Source organism: Streptomyces mirabilis (genome assembly GCF_018310535.1).
Taxonomy (GTDB): Bacteria; Actinomycetota; Actinomycetes; order Streptomycetales; family Streptomycetaceae; genus Streptomyces.
The window spans coordinates 2,479,785-2,502,060 of the sequence record NZ_CP074102.1; the positions used below are offsets into that span (position 1 = coordinate 2,479,785).

At 70.5% G+C, this 22,276-nt stretch carries 22 protein-coding genes; 12 read left to right on the plus strand and 10 right to left on the minus strand.

Annotated elements, in window-relative coordinates; all coding sequences use genetic code 11:
* Positions 1-18 precede the first annotated feature (18 nt).
* The 5 genes from SMIR_RS10690 to SMIR_RS10710 form a co-directional block, all read right to left on the minus strand.
* Positions 19-651: a TetR/AcrR family transcriptional regulator gene (locus SMIR_RS10690; RefSeq protein ID WP_168495639.1), complete on the minus strand. Its 633-nt coding sequence runs from the start codon at positions 649-651 to the stop codon at positions 19-21.
* On the minus strand, positions 648-1,304 hold the full coding sequence (locus SMIR_RS10695) for a DUF4166 domain-containing protein (RefSeq protein WP_168501301.1): 657 nt from the start codon (positions 1,302-1,304) through the stop codon (positions 648-650). The genes SMIR_RS10690 and SMIR_RS10695 overlap by 4 nt, the downstream gene beginning before the upstream one ends.
* A 23-nt stretch (positions 1,305-1,327) precedes the next feature.
* Entirely contained in the window at positions 1,328-2,077 is a 750-nt protein-coding gene (locus SMIR_RS10700; protein ID WP_168495637.1) for a hypothetical protein, read from the minus strand.
* Between the two features lie 149 nt (positions 2,078-2,226).
* Positions 2,227-2,520: an MTH1187 family thiamine-binding protein gene (locus tag SMIR_RS10705; protein WP_168495635.1), complete on the minus strand. Its 294-nt coding sequence runs from the start codon at positions 2,518-2,520 to the stop codon at positions 2,227-2,229.
* Positions 2,517-2,864 carry a DUF3817 domain-containing protein gene (locus SMIR_RS10710; protein WP_168495633.1) on the minus strand — a complete coding sequence of 116 codons (348 nt, stop codon included), beginning with the start codon at positions 2,862-2,864 and terminating at the stop codon, positions 2,517-2,519. The genes SMIR_RS10705 and SMIR_RS10710 overlap by 4 nt, the downstream gene beginning before the upstream one ends.
* A 214-nt stretch (positions 2,865-3,078) precedes the next feature.
* Between SMIR_RS10710 and SMIR_RS10715 the strand changes: the two genes are divergently transcribed.
* From SMIR_RS10715 to SMIR_RS10730, 4 genes are all read left to right on the plus strand, one after another.
* Positions 3,079-3,711, plus strand: a complete 633-nt coding sequence (locus SMIR_RS10715) for an AIM24 family protein (RefSeq protein WP_168495631.1) — start codon at positions 3,079-3,081, stop codon at positions 3,709-3,711.
* 1 nt (position 3,712) lies between these two features.
* Positions 3,713-4,363 (plus strand): AIM24 family protein, encoded by a 651-nt coding sequence (locus SMIR_RS10720; protein WP_168495629.1) that lies wholly within the window; start codon positions 3,713-3,715, stop codon positions 4,361-4,363.
* Positions 4,360-5,169 (plus strand): AIM24 family protein, encoded by an 810-nt coding sequence (locus SMIR_RS10725; RefSeq protein ID WP_060900268.1) that lies wholly within the window; start codon positions 4,360-4,362, stop codon positions 5,167-5,169. The genes SMIR_RS10720 and SMIR_RS10725 overlap by 4 nt, the downstream gene beginning before the upstream one ends.
* A 92-nt stretch (positions 5,170-5,261) precedes the next feature.
* Complete coding sequence (locus tag SMIR_RS10730; RefSeq protein WP_054233196.1) at positions 5,262-5,738, plus strand: MarR family winged helix-turn-helix transcriptional regulator; 477 nt, start codon at positions 5,262-5,264, stop codon at positions 5,736-5,738.
* A gap of 35 nt (positions 5,739-5,773) precedes the next feature.
* Here SMIR_RS10730 and SMIR_RS10735 read toward each other — a convergent pair whose 3' ends face one another.
* From SMIR_RS10735 to SMIR_RS10745, 3 genes are all read right to left on the minus strand, one after another.
* Positions 5,774-7,066 (minus strand): MFS transporter, encoded by a 1,293-nt coding sequence (locus tag SMIR_RS10735; protein ID WP_212726917.1) that lies wholly within the window; start codon positions 7,064-7,066, stop codon positions 5,774-5,776.
* Between the two features lie 339 nt (positions 7,067-7,405).
* Complete coding sequence (gene meaB / locus SMIR_RS10740) at positions 7,406-8,362, minus strand: methylmalonyl Co-A mutase-associated GTPase MeaB (protein ID WP_168495623.1); 957 nt, start codon at positions 8,360-8,362, stop codon at positions 7,406-7,408.
* A 90-nt stretch (positions 8,363-8,452) separates the two neighbouring features.
* Complete coding sequence (locus tag SMIR_RS10745) at positions 8,453-9,655, minus strand: acetyl-CoA C-acetyltransferase (RefSeq protein WP_075028945.1); 1,203 nt, start codon at positions 9,653-9,655, stop codon at positions 8,453-8,455.
* Positions 9,656-9,801: 146 nt separating this feature from the next.
* Between SMIR_RS10745 and mce the strand changes: the two genes are divergently transcribed.
* The 5 genes from mce (at position 9,802) to SMIR_RS10770 (ending at position 17,419) form a co-directional block, all read left to right on the plus strand.
* Entirely contained in the window at positions 9,802-10,242 is a 441-nt protein-coding gene (gene mce, locus SMIR_RS10750; protein ID WP_101400707.1) for a methylmalonyl-CoA epimerase, read from the plus strand.
* Between the two features lie 265 nt (positions 10,243-10,507).
* The gene (gene scy / locus SMIR_RS10755; RefSeq protein WP_212726918.1) at positions 10,508-14,359 is read left to right on the plus strand and encodes a polarized growth protein Scy; all 3,852 of its coding nucleotides are present in this window, start codon (positions 10,508-10,510) and stop codon (positions 14,357-14,359) included.
* A gap of 183 nt (positions 14,360-14,542) precedes the next feature.
* Entirely contained in the window at positions 14,543-15,478 is a 936-nt protein-coding gene (locus SMIR_RS10760) for a coiled-coil domain-containing protein (RefSeq protein ID WP_075028943.1), read from the plus strand.
* 217 nt (positions 15,479-15,695) lie between these two features.
* Positions 15,696-16,646, plus strand: a complete 951-nt coding sequence (locus SMIR_RS10765; protein WP_168495621.1) for an ABC transporter ATP-binding protein — start codon at positions 15,696-15,698, stop codon at positions 16,644-16,646.
* Between the two features lie 2 nt (positions 16,647-16,648).
* Positions 16,649-17,419 carry an ABC transporter permease gene (locus SMIR_RS10770; protein ID WP_168495619.1) on the plus strand — a complete coding sequence of 257 codons (771 nt, stop codon included), beginning with the start codon at positions 16,649-16,651 and terminating at the stop codon, positions 17,417-17,419.
* A gap of 29 nt (positions 17,420-17,448) precedes the next feature.
* Here the strand turns inward: SMIR_RS10770 and SMIR_RS10775 are convergent, their stop codons facing one another.
* A complete protein-coding gene (locus tag SMIR_RS10775) occupies positions 17,449-18,411 on the minus strand; it encodes a hypothetical protein (protein WP_168495617.1) in 963 nt (320 codons plus the stop codon).
* Between the two features lie 201 nt (positions 18,412-18,612).
* On the opposite strand from SMIR_RS10775, the gene SMIR_RS10780 reads away from it, so the two are divergent.
* The 3 genes from SMIR_RS10780 (at position 18,613) to SMIR_RS10790 (ending at position 21,817) form a co-directional block, all read left to right on the plus strand.
* Positions 18,613-19,503 carry a hypothetical protein gene (locus tag SMIR_RS10780; RefSeq protein ID WP_248003129.1) on the plus strand — a complete coding sequence of 297 codons (891 nt, stop codon included), beginning with the start codon at positions 18,613-18,615 and terminating at the stop codon, positions 19,501-19,503.
* Between the two features lie 236 nt (positions 19,504-19,739).
* Positions 19,740-20,975 carry an ABC transporter ATP-binding protein gene (locus SMIR_RS10785; RefSeq protein ID WP_168495616.1) on the plus strand — a complete coding sequence of 412 codons (1,236 nt, stop codon included), beginning with the start codon at positions 19,740-19,742 and terminating at the stop codon, positions 20,973-20,975.
* A complete protein-coding gene (locus SMIR_RS10790; protein WP_211118810.1) occupies positions 20,972-21,817 on the plus strand; it encodes an ABC transporter permease subunit in 846 nt (281 codons plus the stop codon). The genes SMIR_RS10785 and SMIR_RS10790 overlap by 4 nt, the downstream gene beginning before the upstream one ends.
* A 22-nt stretch (positions 21,818-21,839) precedes the next feature.
* Here the strand turns inward: SMIR_RS10790 and SMIR_RS10795 are convergent, their stop codons facing one another.
* The gene (locus tag SMIR_RS10795; RefSeq protein ID WP_054233208.1) at positions 21,840-22,172 is read right to left on the minus strand and encodes an Rv1322 family protein; all 333 of its coding nucleotides are present in this window, start codon (positions 22,170-22,172) and stop codon (positions 21,840-21,842) included.
* Positions 22,173-22,276: the final 104 nt, after the last annotated feature.

Sequence of the window (22,276 nt, forward strand, 5' to 3'; positions counted from 1 at the left end):
CGCCCCGTGTCGCCCCGGTCAGCCGCGCGTGGTGCGGCGCAGGTGGTGGCGGATGGCTCGTTGGGCGACCGGGCCGAGGGTGTCGAGGGCGGTGACCAGGGCGGCCAGTTGTTCCAGGGCGTCGAGGGCGGCCCGGGAACCCTCGGGGTCGACCCCCTCGTACAGCTCGATGCCGACGAAGGAGGCGGCGACGGCACGCGCCAGCCCGGCGGGATCGGCGAACTCGCCGAGCGGGGTCGGTGCGAGGACCCGGACCAGGACCCGCTCGATCTCGGTGATCCACAGGTCCAGCCCCGCCGAGGTCGCGGGCGCCAGACGCGCGTCCGTCTGCGCCCCGGCGAGGAGCTGCCCCAGGACGGCGACATGCCCCTCGGCCCGCTCCACCTCGTGCATCTCCCGCCCGAACGCGAGGAGTTCCGTCAGCGACCCGACCTCGGCGAGCCGTTCCCGGTAGTTCGCGACCCGCTGCTCCGCCCCGTACCGAACCGCGGCCGACAGCAACTCGTCCACGGATCCGAAGTGGTAGAAGACGAGGGCCTGGTTGACCCCGGCGGTCGCCGCGATCGTACGGGCCGAGGTCTTCGCGATCCCCTGCTCGGTGAGCGTCCGCAGGGCGCCCTCCAGCAGTTTCGCCCGGGTCGCCTCGCTCACGCGCGCGCCTCCTCGCGGACGGGCCGCAGCCCGGGCCGGACCCCGCGGGTACGGACGTCGGTGTACGTCGCCCGGAAGCTGCCCTCGTAGCCGAAGAGCGGACCGAAGTGCCGGTTCACGACCCGGACCTGGATGTGGAAGCGGCCCGTGGAGTCGTCGAAGGACTCGCGTACCTCGGCGTCGGCGCCGATGAGTTCGGGGACGCGGACGTCCACCGGGCCCTCCCGGAAGCGGTGTTCGCCGGAGCGGATCAGCAGGGAACCATCGGGCTCGGCACGGAAGTGCAGGTCGCTGGCGAGGTGCTGATGCGTGCCGAGGTAGTCCAGGACGCGGTCGCCCTTGGGGCTCAGCACCATCTGGGCGTCGAAGCGGCGGGAGCGGCCGGGCAGGTCGAAGGTGCGCACGAAGCTCACCGTCTCACGGCCGAAGGTGTCGGCGTAGGGCACATTCTCGATCATGAAGGGGACGTTCCGGCCCGCACGCGGGACGAGGATGTTGCGGGTGCCGCCGAGGACGAGGAACGGCTTCACGAAGCCCCTCCCGTGCCAGACGCGGTCCATGACGCCGTGGCCGGTGCACACCTCGCCGCCGGCCAGGCCCACGGAGAAGCGCCGCCGCAACTCGGGGTGGAGACGATCGAAGTCGGCGCCCATCGCGGTGCGGAAGATGGAGGGCGTCACCGCTGCTCCAGGGTGGCGAGGACGCGCGGGGCGCGGACCCGCGCGATCGGGGTGCGCTGGCAGCGGCGGGCGGCCGGGGTACCGGGCAGCGGAGGCGCGAAGAGGGCCAGGAGGGTGGCGACGACGGCCAGTACGGGGGTCGAGTAGAGGGCGAGCGGCGCCAGCGGGCCCGCCGCGTCCACGAGCGCGCCGTACACCGTGCCCGAGCAGGCGGCCAGCAGGACGAAGCCGCGCACGGCGCACTCGGCGAGCCAGTGGCGCAGCGCCCGCTCCGGCGTGATGCCCCGCTCCAGCCAGATCCGCAGCCGGTCGAAGGACCAGGCCGTGGCCCAGCCGATGAGGGGGCGGAAGAGGAGCCGGTCGGCCACCGCACCGAAGCGGCCCCAGCGCGGGCGGTAGTCGTACCCGGTGAGGAAGCGGACGCCGTCGGCGTCGGGGACGTAGCGCCAGTAGCCGCTGCCCTCGGCGAGGAGGGAGAGCGGGTGCGGGGAGGCGAAGCGCAGGGCGGAGGTGCGGGTGCCGTCGGGGCGCTCCTTCTCCCCGGCGGAGACGCCCGTCCCGGCGACGGTCAGGAAGGGCAGCACCCGGGTGGCGTACCGGAAGCGCTGCGGCTCGCCCTCGATGCGCGGGAGATAGTCGATGGAGGTGAACCTCAGGTCCCAGCGCTGGTGCTGCGCAGGGTCTTGCGTCCGTGCCCACAGGTCGTCGAGATCGCCTCGTACATGTGTCTCTACGTAGAGCCCCATTTACCGAACCCCCAGATCAGTGACCACTTTTGAGCGATCGCTCAATCAACCGCGCCTGAGATTACCGGGGTTTGAGCGATCGCTCAAACAGTCGGGCGCGAGAAACCCCGGCCCACAGGACCGGGGTTTCGGGTCTTCTCGCCGAAGGCCTACGCGGACAGGTGCCGTTCCACGGTCTCCACCTTGGAGGTCAGACCGTCCGTCACACCGGGGCGGATGTCCGCCTTCAGGACGACGGAGACGCGCGGCACACGTGCCTCGACGGCGGCGACGGCGCGCTTGACCACGTCCATCACCTCGTCCCACTCCCCCTCGATGGAGGTGAACATGGCATCGGTGCGGTTCGGCAGCCCCGACGCACGGACGACCCGGACGGCGTCGGCGACGTACTCCCCCACGTCCTCGCCGACACCCAGGGGCGTCACGGAGAAGGCGACGATCATGAGGACTCCACGACTCCCTCGCGGCGGGCGCGGGAGGCGATGACCGCGTCCTCGGTCTCGCGCCGGAGCTTGCGCTCGGCGAAGAAACCGCCGGTGGGCAGCACGGAGAGGACGAAGTAGAGGGCCGCCGTCTTCTTGCTCCACTTGGTGCGGCTCCAGGCGTCCGCCCAGAAGATCACGTACAGGATGAAGAGGATCCCGTGGATGGAGCCCATGACGGGCACCCCGTTGAAGTCCGTGGTCCGCTTCAGCACCGAGCACAGGAGCAGCAGCAGGAAGGAGACGGCCTCGGGGGCCGAGACCAGGCGGAGGCGGCGGAGGGCGGTGGCGGTCTTTATGTCCACGGGTCACCTTCGGTGGGAGATTCGCTTTCGGCGGGGAGCCGCTTTGTGAACGCAAGCACAAGCGTCCACCATTGTGACACCTGAGCCGGGACATCCCCGCCCGGGGGTGGGGGGCGGGGATGTCCGCTTGGCCCCTAAGGGTCCGCTCAGGGGTGAGATCCACCCGTGGGCCCTGTCCGCGTTCCCACCCTGCCGCTACCTTCACCACGTGGCGATGTTCCGACTTCAAGGCAGCAAGGTGCTGGCCGTCGACATGACCGGGGACGCCGTGAAGGCGAAGAACGGCTCGATGGTCGCGTACGACGGTCAGATGGCGTTCAAGAAGCTGAGCGGTGGTGGGGAGGGGATCCGCGGGATGGTGACCCGGCGCATCACCGGTGAGCAGATGACGGTGATGGAGGTGAGGGGACAAGGGACCTGCTGGTTCGCGGACCGGGCCTGCGAGATCAACCTGGTGAACCTCCAGGGGGACAAGTTGTACGTCGAGGCGAGCAACCTGCTCGCGACCGACGCGGGCCTGCGGACGGGCACGTCCTTCACAGGCCTCAGAGGCGCCTCCCAGGGAAACGGGCTGTTCACGACCACCGTCGAGGGCCACGGCCAGGCGGCGATCACGTCCGACGGTCCGGCGGTGGTGCTGCGTGTCAGCTCCCAGTACCCGCTGACGGTCGACCCGGGGGCGTACATCGCACACCAGGGCAATGTCCGGCAGTCCTTCCAGGCCGGCGTGACATTCCGCACGTTCTTGGGCGAGGGCGGCGGCGAGGCCTTCCAGATCCGTTTCGAGGGCGACGGACTGGTCTACGTACAGCCCAGTGAGCGCAACACGATCGCGGGGGACCTGTGACATGCCGTTCCGCGAAGTGAACTCCAAGATGATCGAGGCGACGCTCCTGCCCGGCCAGCGCCTGTTCAGTCAGCGCGGCGCGATGCTCGCCTACAAGGGCGACGTCTCCTTCACACCCAACGTCCAGGGCGGCCAGGGCGGGATCATGTCGATGATCGGCCGCCGGGTCGCCAACGAGGCCACCCCGCTGATGACCGTCGAGGGCAGCGGCACGGTCTTCTTCGGGCACGGCGGCCATCACATCCAGGTGATCAACCTCACGGGCGACACCCTGTACGTCGAGGCGGACCGGCTGCTGGCCTTCGACGGCACCCTCCAGCAGGGCACGATGTTCCTCGGTTCGCAGGGCGGGGTCATGGGCATGGTCCGCGGCCAGGTGACGGGCCAGGGGCTCTTCACGACCACCCTCAAGGGGCACGGCGCGGTGGCCGTGATGGCCCACGGGGGCGTGATCGAGGTCCCCATCTCCCCCCAGCGCCCCGTCCATGTCGACCCCCAGGCGTACGTGGCGCACCACGGTGACGTACGCAACAAGCTGTCCACAGCGCTCGGCTGGCGCGACATGGTGGGCCGCGGCTCGGGCGAGGCGTTCCAGCTGGAGCTGAGCGGCAGTGGTGCGGTGTACGTCCAGGCCTCGGAGGAGAAGCTGTGAGCGCGTACGGGACTCCGGGCGGCCCGGTGATCTACGACCCGATGACCCTGCCGGTCGACGACAACGTCAACAAGTACACCTTCTGCGTCGAGCTCAAGGGGAGCCAGTGGTTCCTGCAGAAGGGCAAGATGATCGCCTACTACGGGTCGATGGATTTCAACGGCATCGGGCACGGCCGACTGGACCGTCTCGTGCGCACATCTTTCCATTCGCCTCTGCACGCAAGCGACTGGGTGGTGGCGGAGGGCTCGGGCAAGATGCTCCTCGCCGACCGGGCCTTCGACGTGAATTCGTATGACTTGGACGAAGGCAACCTGACCATTCGCTCTGGCAACCTGCTCGCTTTTCAGCCAAGTCTCGCGCTCAAGCAATCGATCGTGCCGGGCTTTTTGACGCTGATCGGAACCGGCAAGTTCGTAGCGGCCTCTAACGGTCCGGTGGTGTTCATGGAGCCTCCCATCCGGGTGGATCCGCAAGCGCTTGTCGGCTGGGCCGACTGCCCGTCCCCGTGCCATCACTATGACCACGGGTACATGACAGGCCTCATGGGCGGTCTACGTGCACTGACAGGCCTCGGCGGGGCCTCTGGAGAGGAGCACCAGTTCGAGTTCGTAGGGGCCGGCACGGTCCTGCTGCAGTCCACGGAGGTCCTCATGGCCGAGCAGGCCACGGGGGCCGTTCCGCATGAGCCGGGTGTACCCGGCGGCGGCGGGGTACCAGGTCACCAGGGACAGCACGGTCAGCAAGCCGGCACACCGCGTCTTCCCGGACAGCTCGGAGACCTCCAGCGTCGCTTCGGTCTGTGAGCGGTAGTCTGCGGAGTGTGACGTCGAACGCGTGCGCGTAGTCACACCACCCTCACTAGTTCGCCTTTCAACATTTTAGGTAGACTTGATTCATGGAGACCGAGACGGCCACGCGCTGGCTGACCGATGCGGAGCAGTGCGCCTGGCGCACCCACCTGGAGGTCAACAGGCTGTTGACGTACCAGCTCGAAAGGGATCTGCAGCCGTTCGGGCTGACGATGAACGACTACGAGATCCTGGTGAACCTCTCCGAGTCGGAGGGGTTCCGGCTGCGGATGAGCGATCTCGCGGCCGCCACCCTCCAGTCCAAGAGCCGGCTCTCGCACCAGATCACCCGCATGGAGAACGCGGACCTGGTCCGGCGCGAGAACTGCGAGTCCGACCGCCGGGGACTGTTCGCCGTCCTCACCGAGCACGGCATGGAGACGATGAAGAAGGTCGCCCCGCACCACGTGGCGTCCGTGCGCAGGCACTTCATGGACCTGCTGTCCCCGGAGGCCCTGGAGGAGCTGCACAAGTCACTGCGGCCGATCGCGGAGCATTTGCGGGGGCAGCGGGGTAAGCCGTAACGCTCCGCTGGGTACGTGAGAGGCGGCAGGCCGTCCTACCCGTGATGGCTGCTGCTCTGCGTGTGCGGGCGGCTGTGCGACTGCGGGCCGTCCAGGGCCGGTCGCGCAGTTCCCCGCGCCCCCCTCGGGCGCGGGTCCGCCTGGCGCACGCAGAGAAGTCCCGCCGCCACCGCCACCGTCCCCGACAGGGCGAAGCAGAGGCCCAGGGGCAGGTGGTCGACCAGAAGGCCCGCTCCCGCGGTGCCCCCCGCGCTTCCGGCGTTCACCCCGGTGTTGACCCAGGCACCGGCCTGGGTACGGCGGCCCGGCGGGGCCGCCTCGTCGGCGATCAGGTACGACGTCGTGAGGGCCGGGGCGACGAAGAAACCGGCGCAGGCCACGGCGATGGTCAGGGTGCCCAGGCCTGGAGCGAGGCCCGCAGCCGCCAGGGCGAGGCCCAGGCCGCCCACCAGCAGCGGCAGCCGCACCCGTGCGGGCATACGCCAGTCGACGGCGCCGTTCAGGATGCCGCCTAGGGCACTGCCCAGCGACAGTGCGGCAAGCACCCGGGCCACCACGTCGTTCCCGTGATGGTGCCGTGTGGCGTAGGCCATCACCAGAAGGTCGACGGCTCCCACGGACAGGCCGACGCCCACCGCGACGACGACGGGCTGCAGGAGCGCGCGCCCGTCGCTGAAGCGGTGCCGTGAGCGTGCGACGGGCTTCGTGACGGCCGGACGTACGCCCGCCACGGCCGGCGACAGGACGAAGGCGAGGGTTCCGGTCCACACCAGCAGGGCGCAGAGCGCGAGCGCGGCGGCCGGGGGTGCGAACCGGACGACCGCGCCCACCAGCAGCGGACCCGAGACGAAGAGGATCTCCTCGGCGATGCCGTCCAGGCTGTACGCCCGCTGCAGGACCCGTTTGTCCTCGATGACCTCGCCCCACAGGGCGCGCACCGTGGGGCCGAGGGGCGGCGTGCAGGAGCCCGCGGTGACGGCGAGGGCGCCGAGGGCGGGTGCGGGGGTTCCGGGCCGCCAGGCCGCTGTCGCGAGGGCCGCGAGCAGGGTGGCGTAGAGCGAGGCCATCGGGATGAGGGCGCGGCGGGGGCCGTGGCGGTCGATCAGGGCCGCCCTCGCGGGCGACAGGAGCACGCTCGTCGCGCCGAACAGCGCCATGACCGTGCCGGCGACGGCGTACGAGCCGGTGGCCTCGGTCACGCTGAGCATCATGGCCAGCGAGACCATGCCGTACGAGAGTCTGCCGATGAGGGCGGCGGTGAAGGTGTGTCGGGTGTGGGGGATGCGGAAGAACGCGGCGTACGAGGGCCGCGGCGCGGGCGCAGACATGTTGGGGTTCCTCGACCGGGAGGCGGAAAGGGGTCGCCTGACTACCGCGCCGACCCACCCACCGGTGTCCGTCGCGGGCCTGGGCGGGCCCTATGCCAAGAGGAGGAACATGCGCCGTAACGTAACAGCGGGCGCCGAAAGTCGACAGGTACGCGTTCCCTCGTCCTCAAACTCCGGACGGGCTGAAGGATGCGCGCCAGCGCCCTTGAGGGGCGCGGGGAACTGCGCGACCAGCCCCCACCGGCCCGCAGGCAAAGAACCCACCCGGGGGTCTGGGGGCGAGCCACCAGGGACGGGATGGGACGAGTAGGGGCGGCGGGGAACGAGGAAACCCCCGGCTCAGACCTCTGTCAGGCCCTCCACCAACGAGTCCGCCGCCCGGTAGGGATCCAGCTCCCCCGCCACGATCCGCTCCGCGAGCGCGCTCAGGCGGCGGTCACCGTGGAGGTCACCGATACGTTGACGCAGCGCCGTGACCGCGATCGTCTCGACCTCCTGGGACGCCCGGGAGAGGCGGCGCTCGGCGAGAACACCGTGCTCCTCCATCCAGGCGTGGTGCTTCTCCAGGGCCTCGACGACCTCGTCGATGCCCTCGCCCCGCGCCGCGACCGTCTTGACGATCGGCGGCCGCCAGTCCCCGGCAGCTCGGGACTCGCCGAGCCCGAGCATGTGGTTCAGCTCGCGCGCGGTCGCGTCGGCTCCGTCCCGGTCGGCCTTGTTCACCACGTACACGTCGCCGATCTCCAGGATTCCGGCCTTCGCCGCCTGGATGCCGTCGCCCATGCCGGGGGCGAGCAGGACCACCGAGGTGTCCGCCTGGGAGGCGATCTCCACCTCCGACTGGCCCACACCGACCGTCTCCACCAGGATCACGTCACAGCCCGCCGCGTCGAGGACGCGGATGGCCTGGGGGGCCGCCCAGGCGAGACCGCCCAGGTGGCCGCGCGTGGCCATCGAGCGGATGTAGACGCCGGGGTCGGAGGCGTGCTCGGACATACGGACACGGTCGCCGAGCAGGGCGCCTCCGGAGAACGGCGAGGACGGGTCGACGGCCAGGACACCGACCCGCTTGCCCTGCCGCCGGTACGCCGTCACCAGCGCCGAGGTCGAGGTCGACTTGCCCACGCCCGGAGAGCCGGTGAGCCCGACGACGTACGCGTTGCCGGTCAGCGGGGCCAGCGCCGCCATGACCTCGCGCAACTGCGGGGACGCCCCCTCCACCAGGGAGATCAGCCGGGCCACGGCCCGCGGCCTGCCTTCCCTGGCCTGGGCCACCAGCGAGGAGACGTCCTGCATCACAGCTCCGTTCAGATCCGTTCAGAGTCGTACGCACCGAGGTCGTTCAGAGTCGTACGCACCAGGGTCGTACGGAAAGAGACAACGGCTTCAGGCTTTGGGTACCCGCACGATCAGCGCGTCACCCTGCCCACCGCCACCGCACAGCGCCGCCGCGCCGACCCCGCCGCCGCGCCGCTTGAGCTCCAGGGCCAGGTGCAGCACGAGGCGGGCGCCGGACATCCCGATCGGGTGACCGAGGGCGATGGCACCACCGTTGACGTTCACCTTTTCCGTGGATACGCCGAGGTCCTTCATTGACTGCACGGCGACCGCGGCGAACGCCTCGTTGATCTCGATGAGGTCGAGGTCGGAGACGTCGAGGCCCTCCTTCTTCAGGGCATGCAGGATCGCGTTCGAGGGCTGGGACTGGAGGGAGTTGTCCGGACCTGCGACGTTCCCGTGCGCGCCGATCTCGGCGATCCACTGGAGGCCGAGTTCCTGCGCCTTGGTCTTGCTCATCACGACCACGGCCGCGGCGCCGTCGGAGATCTGCGAGGAGGTGCCCGCCGTGATCGTGCCGTCCCGGGTGAAGGCGGGGCGCAGCTTGGCCAGCGACTCCACCGTGGTCTCGGCGCGGATGCCCTCGTCCTTGCTGAAGACGACGGCCTCGCCCTTGCGCTGCGGAATCTCCACGGGCGTGATCTCCGCCTCGAAGATGCCGTTCTTCTGGGCGGTGGCCGCACGCTGGTGCGAGAGGGCCGCGATCTCGTCCTGCTCCGGGCGGGCGATGCCCAGGCGTGTGTTGTGCTTCTCCGTCGACTCGCCCATGGCGATGTTCTCGAAGGCGTCGGTGAGACCGTCGTACGCCATCGCGTCGAGCATCTCGATCGCGCCGTACTTGAAGCCCTCGCGGGACTTGGGGAGCAGGTGGGGCGCGTTCGTCATGGACTCCTGGCCGCCCGCGACCACGATGTCGAATTCACCCGCGCGGATCAGCTGGTCCGCGAGCGCGATGGCATCGAGACCGGACAGACACACCTTGTTGATCGTGAGCGCCGGGACGCTCATCGGGATGCCCGCCTTGACCGCGGCCTGGCGTGCCGGGATCTGCCCCGCCCCGGCCTGCAGCACCTGACCCATGATCACGTACTGCACCTGGTCGCCGCCGATCCCCGCACGGTCGAGGGCGGCCTTGATCGCGAAGCCTCCGAGGTCGGCCCCGGAGAAGGACTTCAGCGAGCCCAGCAACCGTCCCATGGGCGTACGAGCGCCCGCGACGATCACCGAGGTACTGCTGTTCGTTCCAGACATGAGGTGCGATCCCCTTACCGGCTGCACAGCCGAGGAGTGAACGAGGGTTTACTTGAATGTACTGAGCGGTAGGCCACCCGTCATCCGGCAGTCAGTGTGATCGCGCGCACGTTGCGTAACCGCCGTATGAGCGCTGCACTGACTCCATGCTGACGCGAATCGACCACATCGGTATCGCCTGCTTCGATCTCGACGCGACTGTCGAGTTCTACCGGGCGACGTACGGCTTCGAGGTCTTCCACTCCGAGATCAACGAGGAGCAGGGCGTACGCGAGGCCATGCTCAAGATCAATGAGACGTCCGACGGCGGCGCCTCCTACCTGCAGCTCCTGGAGCCGACCCGCGAGGACTCGGCCGTCGGGAAGTGGCTGGCGAAGAACGGCGAAGGTGTCCATCACATCGCGTTCGGTACGGCGGACGTCGACGCCGATGCCGCCGATATCCGGGACAAAGGCGTACGCGTCCTCTACGACGAGCCCCGACGCGGCTCCATGGGGTCACGAATCACGTTCCTTCACCCAAAGGATTGCCATGGTGTCCTGACAGAACTGGTCACTTCGGCGGCTGTTGAGTCACCTGAGCACTGACCTCCGTATATCTGGGCCGGTAGGGTTGGGGGCGGCCGCTGCCATTTCGGGGCGGCCCAGGGCCTGTCCGGCGACGGGCCCTGAGGTCATGCCGTCCCGAGGACGGCGTGGTCAAGGGCCGGGGTCCAGGTTTCGGGGGACGAGCGTCGGGGCGACAGCCCGTGCTCCGCTGTTGATCTGACACCATTCCCCGGGGGCCCCGTTCGGCGGATGGACGGGGTTCGTTTGGAGAGACTTGCGACCAGGGGACGGATGGGACCGCGCAGTGCGGGGCTACGAACGCCAGGAGCGAGAGCCGGCGGCTGACGTCGACCACCTCTCTCGGTTCGAGGCCGAGATGGAACGGCTGAAGACCGAGCGGGAGAAGGCCGTCCAGCACGCCGAGGACCTCGGCTATCAGGTCGAGGTGCTGCGCGCCAAGCTGCACGAGGCGCGCCGCAGTCTGGCGACCCGGCCTGCCTACGAGAGCGGTGGCGACCTCGGCTATCAGGCCGAGCAATTGCTCCGTAATGCCCAGATCCAGGCCGATCAGCTGCGCGCCGACGCCGAGCGCGAGATGAGCCAGGCCCGGGCGCAGACGCAGCGCATCCTCCAGGAGCACGCCGAGCAGGCCGCCCGGCTGCAGGCCGAACTGCACCAGGAGGCGGTCGCGCGCCGCCAGCAGCTCGATCAGGAGCTGGCCGAGCGCCGTCAGACCGTCGAGTCGCACGTCAACGAGAACGTGGCGTGGGCCGAGCAGCTGCGCGCCCGCAGCGAGCAGCAGGCCCGCCGGCTCCTGGAGGAGTCGCGCACGGAGGCGGACCAGGCGCTGAGCACCGCCCGCGCGGAGGCCGAGCGGATCGCCGCCGAGGCCCGCCAGCGGCTGACGAACGACGCCGAGTCGGCCCGTGCCGAGGCCGAGGCGCTGCTGCGCCGGGCCCGCACGGACGCCGAGCGGCTGCTGAACGCCGCGTCGACGCAGGCCCAGGAGGCCACCGACCACGCCGAGCAGCTGCGCAGCTCCACGGCGACCGAATCGGACAGCGCCCGCCGCCAGGCCACCGAGCTGAGCCGGGCCGCCGAGCAGCGCATGATGGAGGCCGAGTCGGCGCTGCGCGAGGCGCGGACCGAGGCGGACAAGGTCGTCACCGAGGCGAAGGAGGCCGCGGCCAAGGCCCTGGCGAGCGCCGAGTCGGCGAACGAGCAGCGCACGCGGACGGCGAAGGAACAGGTCGCCCGACTGGTCAGCGAGGCCACCAAGGAGGCCGAGACCACCAAGTCCGACGCCGAGCAGGCCGTCGCGGACGCCAAGACCAAGGCCGAGAAGATCGTCGCGGAGGCCGAGGAGACCGCGCGCAGCCTCACCGCCGAGGAGACCGCCTCCCAGCTCTCCAAGGCGGCCCGTACCGCCGAGGACGTCCTGAACAAGGCCTCCGAGGACGCCAAGGCGACCAGGAAGGCGGCGGCCGAGGAGGCCGAGCGGATCCGCACCGAGGCGGAGTCCGAGGCGGACCGGCTGCGTGCCGAGGCGCACGACATCGCCGAGCAGCTCAAGGGCACGGCGAAGGACGACACCAAGGAGTACCGCGCCAAGACGGTCGAGCTGCAGGAGGAGGCGCGCCGACTGCGCGGCGAGGCCGAGCAGCTGCGCTCCGACGCCAATGCCGAGGGCGAGCGGATCCGCTCCGAGGCCCGGCGCGAGGCCGTCCAGCAGATCGAGGAGGCGGCCAAGACCGCCGAAGAGCTGCTCGCGAAGGCCAAGGCGGACGCGGACGAGCTGCGGAACACGGCCACCAGCGACAGCGAGCGGGTGCGCACCGAGGCCATCGAGCGCGCCACGACGCTGCGCCGCCAGGCCGAGGAGACCCTGGAGCGCACGCGCAAGGAGGCCGAGCGCAACCGCGAGGAGGCCGTCGAGCTCTCCGACACGATCAAGGCGGAGGCCGAGCGGGCCGCCGAGGCGCTGCGCGAGGAGACCGAGCGCGCCATAGCGGCCCGCCGGACGGAGGCCGCCGAGGAGCTGACCCGGCTGCACACCGAGGCCGAGCAGCGGCTCGCCTCGGCCGAGCAGGCGCTGAGTGACGCACGGGCGGACGCCGAGCGGATCCGCCGCGAGGCCGCCGAGGAGAGCGACCGGCTGCGTTCGGAGGCCGCCGAGCGGATCCGTACGCTCCAGGCGCAGGCCGAGGCGGAGGCGGAGCGGCTGCGCAACGAGGCCGCCGCGGACGCCGCCGCGTCGCGCGCCGAGGGCGAGAACATCGCCGTACGACTGCGTTCGGAGGCCGCGGCGGAGGCCGAGCGGCTGAAGTCGGAGGCCCAGGACAGCGCCGACCGGGTACGGACGGAGGCCCAGGCCGCGGCCGAGCGGCTGGCCACCGAGGGCGCGGAGACGCTGGCCGCCGCCCAGGAGGAGGCCGCCCGGCGCCGCCGCGAGGCCGAGGAGCTCCTCGGTTCCGCGCGCCAGGAGGCCGACCAGGAGCGCGAGCGGGCCCGCGAGCAGAGCGAGGAGCTCCTCGCCTCGGCGCGCAAGCGTGTCGACGAGGCCCAGGCCGAGGCCGTACGGCTGGTCGAGGAGGCCGACCGGCGCGCGACCGAGATGGTCTCCAGCGCCGAACAGACCGCGCAGCAGGTACGCGACGCCGTGGCGGGGCTGCACGAGCAGGCGCAGGAGGAGATCACCGGTCTGCGCAGCGCCGCCGAGCACGCGGCCGACCGGACCAGGACCGAGGCGCAGGAGGAGGCGGACCGGGTCCGCGCCGACGCGTACGCGGAGCGGGAGCGGGCCTCCGAGGACGCGAGCCGCATCCGGCGCGAGGCGGCCGAAGAGACGGACGCCGCCAAGTCACTCGCGGAACGCACGGTTTCGGAGGCGATCGCCGAGTCCGAGCGGCTGCGTTCGGAAGCCGCCGAGCACGCCCAGCGGGTGCGCACCGAGGCCTCCGACACCATCGCGAACGCCGAGCAGGACGCTTCGCGCAGCCGTGCCGAGGCCCGGGAGGACGCGAACCGGATCCGTTCGGACGCGGCCACGCAGGTCGACACGCTCATCAACGAGGCACGCTCCGAGGCGGAGCGGCTGACGAACGAGACGAACGCCGAGGCCGAGCGCGTACGCGCGGAGTCCGTGGCCAAGGCCGAACGGCTGGTCTCGGACGCGACCGGGGACGCGGAGCGACTGCGCGCCGAGGCCGCCGAGACGGTCGGTTCCGCGCAGCAGCACGCCGAGCGGATCCGCAGCGAGTCCGAGCGGGTCAAGGCCGAGGCGGCGGCGGAGGCCGAGCGGCTCACGTCCGGTGCCCGCGAGGAGGCCGACCGGACGCTGGACGCGGCACGCCGGGAGGCCAACAAGCGGCGCTCCGAGGCGGCCGAGCAGGTCGACACCCTCATCTCGGAGACGGCGTCCGAGGCGGACAAGCTGCTCGCCGAGGCGCAGCAGAGCGCGCAGAAGACCACGGCGGACGCCGAGTCGCAGGCCGACACGATGGTGGGCGCGGCACGCAACGAGGCCGAACGACTGGTCTCCGAGGCGACCGTCGAGGGCAACACCCTGGTGGAGCGGTCCCGTACGGACGCGGACGAGCTGCTGGTCGGCGCGCGCCGGGACGCGACCGCCATAAGGGAGCGGGCGGAGGAGCTGCGCGACCGCATCACCACCGAGATCGAGGAGCTGCACGAGCGGGCCAGGCGCGAGTCGGCCGAGGCGATGAAGACGGCCGGCGAGCGCTGCGACGCGCTGGTGCGGGCCGCCGAGGGCCAGCTCGCCGAGGCCGAGGCGAAGGCGAAGGACCTGGTCTCGGAGGCCAACTCCGAGGCGAGCAAGGTCCGTATCGCCGCGGTCAAGAAGGCCGAGGGGCTCCTCAAGGAGGCCGAGCAGAAGAAGAGCTCGCTCATCGCGGAGGCGACGGAGATCAAGGCCGAGGCCATCCGCGAGGCGCGGGCCGCGGTCGAGGAGGGCAAGCGCGAGCTGGAGGTGCTGATCCGCCGACGCGAGGACATCAACGCCGAGATCTCCCGTGTCCAGGACGTCCTGGAGGCGTTGGAGTCCTTTGAGGCCCCGTCCGCAGGCAAGGACGGTGGGGTCAAAGCGGGCGCCGCCGCCGGCGCAACTCGTTCGAGTGGCAAGTCGTCAGAGGGCTAGCCAGAACCACCCATTCCATGCTTTGTACGGACCTTTGCCACAGGTTCTGGCAAGCCCTCTGACAGTTAGCCACCCAAAAGGAGTCTCATTCTCCAGATCAAACACGTATCCGCTCGATGACACACCGCTTTGGCCCCTAGGATTCCCCCTATCACCTCACCGGTCTCATTCGACAGGAACCCCATGAGCGACACTTCCCCCTACGGCTTCGAGCTTGTGCGGCGTGGGTACGACCGCGCTCAGGTGGACGAACGCATTTCGAAGCTCGTCTCCGACCGTGACAGCGCTCTGGCCCGTATCACTGCTCTCGAAAAGCGCATCGAGGAGCTCCACCTCGAGACGCAGAACGCCCAGGCCCAGGTCAGCGACGCGGAGCCGTCGTACGCGGGTCTCGGCGCGCGCGTCGAGAAGATCCTCCGCCTCGCCGAGGAGGAGGCGAAGGATCTGCGCGAGGAGGCCCGTCGCGCGTCCGAGCAGCACCGTGAGCTCGCCGAGTCGGCCGCCCAGCAGGTCCGCAACGACGCAGAATCGTTCGCTGCGGACCGCAAGTCCAAGGCGGAGGACGAGGGCGTCCGGATCGTCGAGAAGGCCAAGAGCGACGCCTCCCAGCTGCGCCAGGAGGCGCAGAAGGACGCGCAGTCCAAGCGCGAGGAGGCGGACGCCCTCTTCGAGGAGACGCGTGCCAAGGCCGCGCAGGCCGCCGCCGACTTCGAGACGAACCTCGCCAAGCGCCGCGAGCAGTCCGAGCGTGACCTGGCGTCGCGTCAGGCCAAGGCCGAGAAGCGCCTCGCGGAGATCGAGCACCGCGCGGAGCAGCTCCGCCTGGAGGCCGAGAAGCTGCGCACGGACGCCGAGCGCCGCGCCCGCCAGACGGTGGAGACGGCTCAGCGCCAGGCCGAGGACATCGTGGCCGACGCGAACGCCAAGGCCGACCGCATCCGCTCGGAATCCGAGCGCGAGCTGGCGGCGCTGACGAACCGTCGCGACTCGATCAACGCTCAGCTCACGAACGTCCGCGAGATGCTCGCGACGCTCACGGGCGCCGCGGTGGCCGCAGCGAGCACGCCGGCCGAGGACGAGCCGATCTCCCGCGGGGTTCCGGCCCAGCAGTCCCGGTAGGTTCGAGCCGTTTCCGGCAGCACTCCGGCCCGCGCTCTCTTCTCGGGAGCGCGGGCCGTTGGCGTGCCCCGGAAGGGGCGCGGGGCTGTGACATTCTGCGGCTCCGCCGCGTGGGCGCGACGAGCCACGATGGCGCAGCGGTCGGAGACGGTGAACACCCGGCAAACACACCGGCGCCCAAGTGGCACAGCCCCGGGGCGCGTCCTACCGTGTCCGCATGATCGAGCTAGAGGGGCTGACCAAGCGGTACGGCGAGAAGGTGGCGGTCAACCATCTGACCTTCACCGTCAGACCCGGCATCGTCACGGGGTTCCTCGGTCCGAACGGCGCGGGCAAGTCCACGACGATGCGGATGATGCTCGGTCTCGACCGCCCCACCGCGGGCGACGTACGCATCGACGGGCAGCACTACGACCACCTCAAGGACCCGCTGAAGTACATCGGCGCCCTGTTGGACGCCAAGGCCATGCACGGCGGCCGCAGCGCCTTCAACCACCTCCTCTGTCTCGCCCAGAGCAACGGCATCCCCAAGGCGCGGGTGGACGAGGTCCTGGACACCGTGGGCCTCACCTCGGTGGCCAGGAAGAAGGCCAAGGGCTTCTCGCTCGGCATGGGCCAACGGCTCGGCATCGCGGGCGCGCTGCTCGGCGACCCGCGGATCCTGATGTTCGACGAGCCGGTCAACGGCCTCGACCCCGAGGGCATCCACTGGATCCGCAACCTGATGAAGTCGCTGGCCGGCCAGGGCCGTACGGTCTTCGTGTCGAGTCACCTCATGAGCGAGATGGCGCTGACCGCGGAGCACCTCGTCGTCATCGGCCAGGGTCGCCTCCTCGCGGACACCTCCATGGCCGACTTCATCGCGCAGAACTCGCGGTCGTACGTCCGTATCCGCTCCCCCCAGCGCGAGCGGCTGCTCGACGTCCTGCACGGGGCGGGGATCACGGTCGTCGAGAGCGGCAGCGGGGCGATGGAGGTGGACGGCGCGAAGTCGGAGCGGATCGGTGAGCTGGCCGCGCAGCACCAGATCGTGCTGCACGAGCTGAGCCCCCAGCAGGCCTCCCTGGAGGAGGCGTTCATGCAGCTGACCGCGGAGTCGGTGGAGTACCACGCGCACACCGACGCCCCGCCCCAGCAGTGGGGCGGCCGCTGGAACCAGGAGACCTGAGCATGGCGGCGACCCAGGTCCTCAAGTCCGAGTGGACCAAGATCCGGTCCGTCGCGTCCACCGTCTGGACGCTCAGTCTCGCCGCGGTGGTCACGATCGCGCTGGGCCTCCTGATCTCGCTGCTGTCGAAGAACGAGTTCGACAAGATGGGCGAGAAGGACCGGCTCTCCTTCGACCCGACGTTCATCAGCTTCGCGGGGATGACCCTCGGTCAGCTCGCGATGATCGTGTTCGGGGTGCTCGTGGTCGGCAACGAGTACAGCACCGGCATGATCCGCACCTCGCTGGCCGCGGTCCCGCAGCGCGCCACGTTCCTCTTCAGCAAGATCGCGGTGGCGACGGGGCTCGCCCTCGTCGTCGGCATGATCACCAGCTTCGTCGCCTTCTTCCTCGGACAGGCGGCGCTCGGCACGCACAGCGCGTCGATCAGCGACTCCGGGGTGCTGCGCGCGGTGATCGGCGGCGGCCTCTACATGACGCTGATCGCGGTCTTCTCGATGGGTGTCGCGACGATGCTGCGCAGCCCGATGCTCTCGCTCGGCATCCTCATGCCGTTCTTCTTCCTGATCTCCAACATCCTCGGCGCGGTGTCCGCGACCAAGAAGCTCGGCCGTTATCTGCCCGACCAGGCCGGCAGCAAGATCATGCGAGTGGTGACCCCGATCGGCGACAACACCCCGTACGGACCCTGGGGCGGCCTGGCGATCATGGTCCTGTGGGTGGTCGCGGCGCTCCTCGGGGGCTATCTGCTGCTGAAGAGGCGGGACGCCTAGACATTCAGGGCCTGGAGTCCTCTGGACCCTCAGGGCGTGGGGTCCTCGCCGTTCGGGTGGGGTTCCAGGGCGTCGAAGTCCGTCCAGCCCTCCCAGCGCCACACGTCCTTGTCCAGGTCCGGCTGGAGCGGCACGAAGCGGCCCAGTTCGAAGTCGCCCGCCTCCAGGTCGAACCAGCGCTCGTCGGCGACCTCGGTGCCCAGGCCCACGGTCCGCGCCGTCAGCCGGACGAGGAGCTTGACGCCGTACGAACCGGACAGCTCCTTGCCCTGGATACGCCGGAACGGCAGTTCGGCCACCGGTGCCTCGACCGGTATCCACACGGTGAACGGCGCCCCGCGCTCGACCGCGAGCCAGTAGCGCTCGTCGGCCGGTTCGCCCTGCGCGTCCAGGACCTTCAGCCACTGCTTGTAGATGACCAGGCTGCCGTCGTGCGGCGAGCGCTCGAGGTAGCGCAGATGCGCACGGGCACGCAGATCCACGACCGACAGGTTGTCGAAGCGGTTGTAGAAGCGGACGGCGATGATCGCGTCATCGCTGCCGGCGTGGCGCCGCGAGTAGCCGGGGAAGTCCGCGGTCCAGGCGTGCGAGATGCTGGCCCGCTGCCGCCAGACGAACGGCCGCAGCGCGAACATCTTGATCAGGACGATGCCCAGCAGCACCGCGGGCACCAGGGAGCCGGTGACGGAGGCGACCGTGGCGAGCAGCTGATGCGCGGTGCTGTCCGGTTCGGGGTTGAGGTTGTCCGTACCGACGCTCGCCCGCAATACCGCGAGGCTGAGGTCGAAGAGCCGCTCCCCGTTCGAGAACCGCTGCGCCATCGACCGCGGCGAATGCTCGGTGAGCGTCCACACGGTCGCGATGACGACGGACAGCCCGGCCAGCGCGCCCAGTGTCATCAGGAGCAGGGCGTGGACGGTGCGTCCGGCGATCCACCAGCGAACGGACGTACGGAAGCGCGGATGCGACCGGCCCCGCCCCGAGTACCCCACCCGACCCCACCCGCGTCTCATCAACCTCAACTCACTTCCCCCGTAACCCACTTCGCCCCCACTCGTACAATGGGACGGCATGATTCCCGGTGTCCGTTCCGGCCAACCCCGCCCGGACGGGGAGACCAGGCCCCGCCCCGGGTACACCTCGCGTGGAAGGCTGTTGCCCGTATCGCGCGACCACCCCGGAAGGGCGTCACCGTGACGACGAAGGACCGAAGCCTGCAGGCGCTGGGCCTGGACGACGTGCCCGCGAAGCAGCCGCTCACCTATCCCGGCCGTCCCACCACCGAGCCCTCACTGCTCACCGGCGGCGAACTGCTCCAGCTCGACGTACGGCCGCTGCGGCTCGGCGAGTGGTACGTGGAGGAGCGCCAGGAGCAGCAGCGGCTCGACGAGGCGCTCGCCGACCTCGGCCAGGTCGGCACCGGGCACCGCCACCCGGTGATCGCCGTCGGCTCCAACGCCTCCCCCGGCCAGGTCGCCCACAAGCTGACCCGGCTCGGCATCCCGGCGACGGTGCCGATGGTGCCGGTGCGGGTGCACGGCATCGGGGTGGGCTGCTCGGGGCACATCAGTCCGGCGGGGTACGTGGCGGGGACGCCGTACGTCGACCCGCGTGCCGAGACCACGCTCGTCGTCACCTGGCTGGACTCGACACAGCTGAAGGCGGTCGACGACACCGAGTTCCCTGACTACCGGCGGGCGATACTCCCGGGCGACGCGTTCGCGATGACGATGCCCTCCGGGGAGCGGCTGGGCGGCGCGTACATCTACTTCAGCGCGCACGGGGTGCTCGCCGATCCGGCCACGGGGCAGCCGCGTCCGGGCGGCGGCGACCAGGCGGAGCTGCTCGCGGCGCTGCTGGCCGGCTCCGCCCGACTGCGCGAACTGCTCGGTCCCGACCCGGCCACCTGGGTGCGGCGTGCGGGAGCCGACCGCGCGCTGCGCGAGCGGGGCACGCTGGTCTTCGGTGAGGAGGGCTGGGTACTGCCGCAGACGGACTTCCTGCCGTACGTCGACGACGCGTCCGAGCTGCGGCTGTACGACGACCTGCCGCCGCTGGACGACTCGCTTCCCCGTCGGGCGTGAGACCTGCTTGGTATCGGGTGCGGAGGTTCCGTTTCCAGCCTGACCAGGCAGGACGGGTACCTGACAAAGACGGGGGTGCGGGTAAGGCCCCAGGTAAGACCTTTACCTCAACCGTCCCCCGCGTGACCTGGGCATTTTTACTTTCTCTTGAGTGGAACCGTCAGCGCCCCGATATCCTCCTAACCCTTACGGGGGCGTGCGCCCCGACGTCCTGAACCTTTCGATGGGTGCGGAGCATGATCGAGGCAGTCGGCCTGACGAAGCGCTACGGCGCCAAGACGGCCGTGTACAACCTTTCCTTCCAGGTGCGGCCGGGTGCCGTCACCGGCTTCCTCGGGCCCAACGGCTCGGGCAAGTCGACGACGATGCGGATGATCCTCGGCCTCGACAACCCCACCTCGGGGCAGGTCACCATCGGCGGCTTCCCCTACCGCAAGCTGCCCAACGCGCCCCGCCAGGTCGGCGCGCTCCTCGACGCCAAGGCCGTACACGGCGGCCGGCACGCCCGCAACCACCTGCTCTGCCTCGCCCAGCTGTCGGGCATCCCGGCCCGCCGGGTCGACGAGGTGCTCGGCGTGGTCGGGCTGCAGGACGTGGCCAAGAAGCGCTCCAAGGGCTTCTCGCTCGGCATGGGGCAGCGGCTCGGCATCGCCGCCGCGCTCCTCGGCGACCCTCAGGTGCTGCTCTTCGACGAGCCGGTCAACGGCCTCGACCCCGAGGGCATCCTCTGGGTCCGCAACCTGATGAAGGCGCTCGCGGCGGAGGGCCGCACGGTCTTCGTCTCCTCGCACCTGATGAGCGAGATGGCGCTGACCGCCGACCACCTGATCGTGATCGGCCGCGGTCAGCTGCTCGCCGACCAGAACATCAAGGACTTCATCTCGCACAACTCGGCCGACTTCGCCCGGGTCCGCACCCCGGAGACCGAGCCGCAGCAGCGCGAGAAGCTGACCGCCGCGCTCACCGAGGCGGGCGGCCAGGTGCTGCCCGAACAGGACGGCGCGCTGCGCGTGATGGGCCTGCCGCTGCCCCGCATCAGCGACCTCGCGCACTCCGCCGACGTACGCCTGTGGGAGCTCTCTCCACACCAGGCCTCGCTGGAGGAGGCGTACATGCGGATGACGCAGGGTGCCGTCGACTACCGCTCGACCGTCGACCAGAAGGCCGGGCTCCAGCAGGAGCTGCCGCCGGGTGCCATGCCGCCGCCGCAGCTGCCGGTCGCGGGCCAGGGCCAACCGGGCTGGTACGCGCCGCCGCCGCCCCAGCAGGGCGGGCAGCCGTTCGCGATGCCGCAGGGCGCCGCGCAGGCGGGCCCCTACGGCGCTCCGGGCACCCCGGGTGCGCCGGGTGCCGCGGACGTCAACCCGTACGCCCAGCCCGCTCCCCAGACCCCCGCGCAGCCGCCCGTCGCGCCCCCGGCGCCCGCCGCGCCCACCGCCCCCGACCTGACCAAGCCCGAGGACGCCCGATGAGCACGCCCCCGCCCCCGATGCCGCAGCAGGCCGCCGCTGCCCCCACCTGGCAGGCGGCGCCCGGCACTTCGTACAGCTCGCCGATCCCGGTCACCCCCACCCACCTCGGCCACGCGCTCACCTCCGAGTGGACGAAGATCAAGTCGGTGCGCTCCACGCTGTGGACGCTCGGCATCTTCCTGCTCCTGGTGGTCGGCATCGGCTTCCTGGTCGCCGCGCAGACCCAGGACTCCGACTTCGGCGACGTGCCGTACACGATCCCGGCCTTCTTCGGGCTGATCCTGGGCCAGATCTGCCTGATCACGCTGGGCGTCCTGGTCGTCTCCTCCGAGTACGGCACGGGCATGATCCGCACGACCTTCACGGCCTCGCCGCAGCGCCACCGGGTGCTCACCGCCAAGCTGATCATCTTCTTCGCGGTGGCGTTCACCGTGTCGGTGTTCTCCATCGGCCTGGTCGGCCTCATGACCTCGGCCATGCACAGCGGTTCCTCGAACGTCTCGTGGGGCGGCACGGTCATCAAGGGTGCGCTGTACGTCTCGCTGCTCGGCGTCCTGTCGCTCGCGGTGGGCTCGATGCTGCGGCACTCGGCAGGCGCGATCACCACGATGCTCGGCCTCGTGCTGGTGCCCGCGATCCTGCCCGCGTTCCTGATGATGTCGCAGAGCATGCGCACGATCGGCGAGAAGATGCAGGAGTACGCCGCTCCCAACGCCCTCGCCAGGGTCTTCGCGCTGGACAACGGGAACGGAAGCGGCGGCGCGCAGCTCGGCCTGCTCGCCGGGGTGACGGCGGCGGCGATCGCCGCCGCGTTCGTGCTGCTGGAGCGCCGGGACGTGTGAGGCCGCTGCGACCTGAAGTCGCCTAGAACCTGGGCGCGTTACGGGACCGCTGCACCCTTGAGGTGCGGCGGTCCTTCGCGTTCCAGCAGGCCTTGTGCCAGTGGCGGCGCTCGTCGACGCCCGAGTGCTCCGGCCAGGCCACCACGTGCGGGACGCCGGAGGGGATCATCTGATCGCAGCCCGGGCAGCGGTAGGTCTTGCCCTCGGCGCTGGCGCCCGCCACATGACGCACGCTCCACTCCTCGCCCTGCCAGCTCTCCGTGGACTGCCAGCCGCCGTACCGCCCGGAGCGGTCGTCCTCCGCGCTCCGGTCGGAGGGGTCGGAACCCTTGGGACGGTTGCGACGCGGGGACACAGGACACCTCACGGAGCTATACAGGGAGCAGGGTCTTCTCCAGCCTACGCGGAGCGGACAGGGGTAGCCGTACCCCACCAACCCCCTCGGACCGCCCTCCCGTC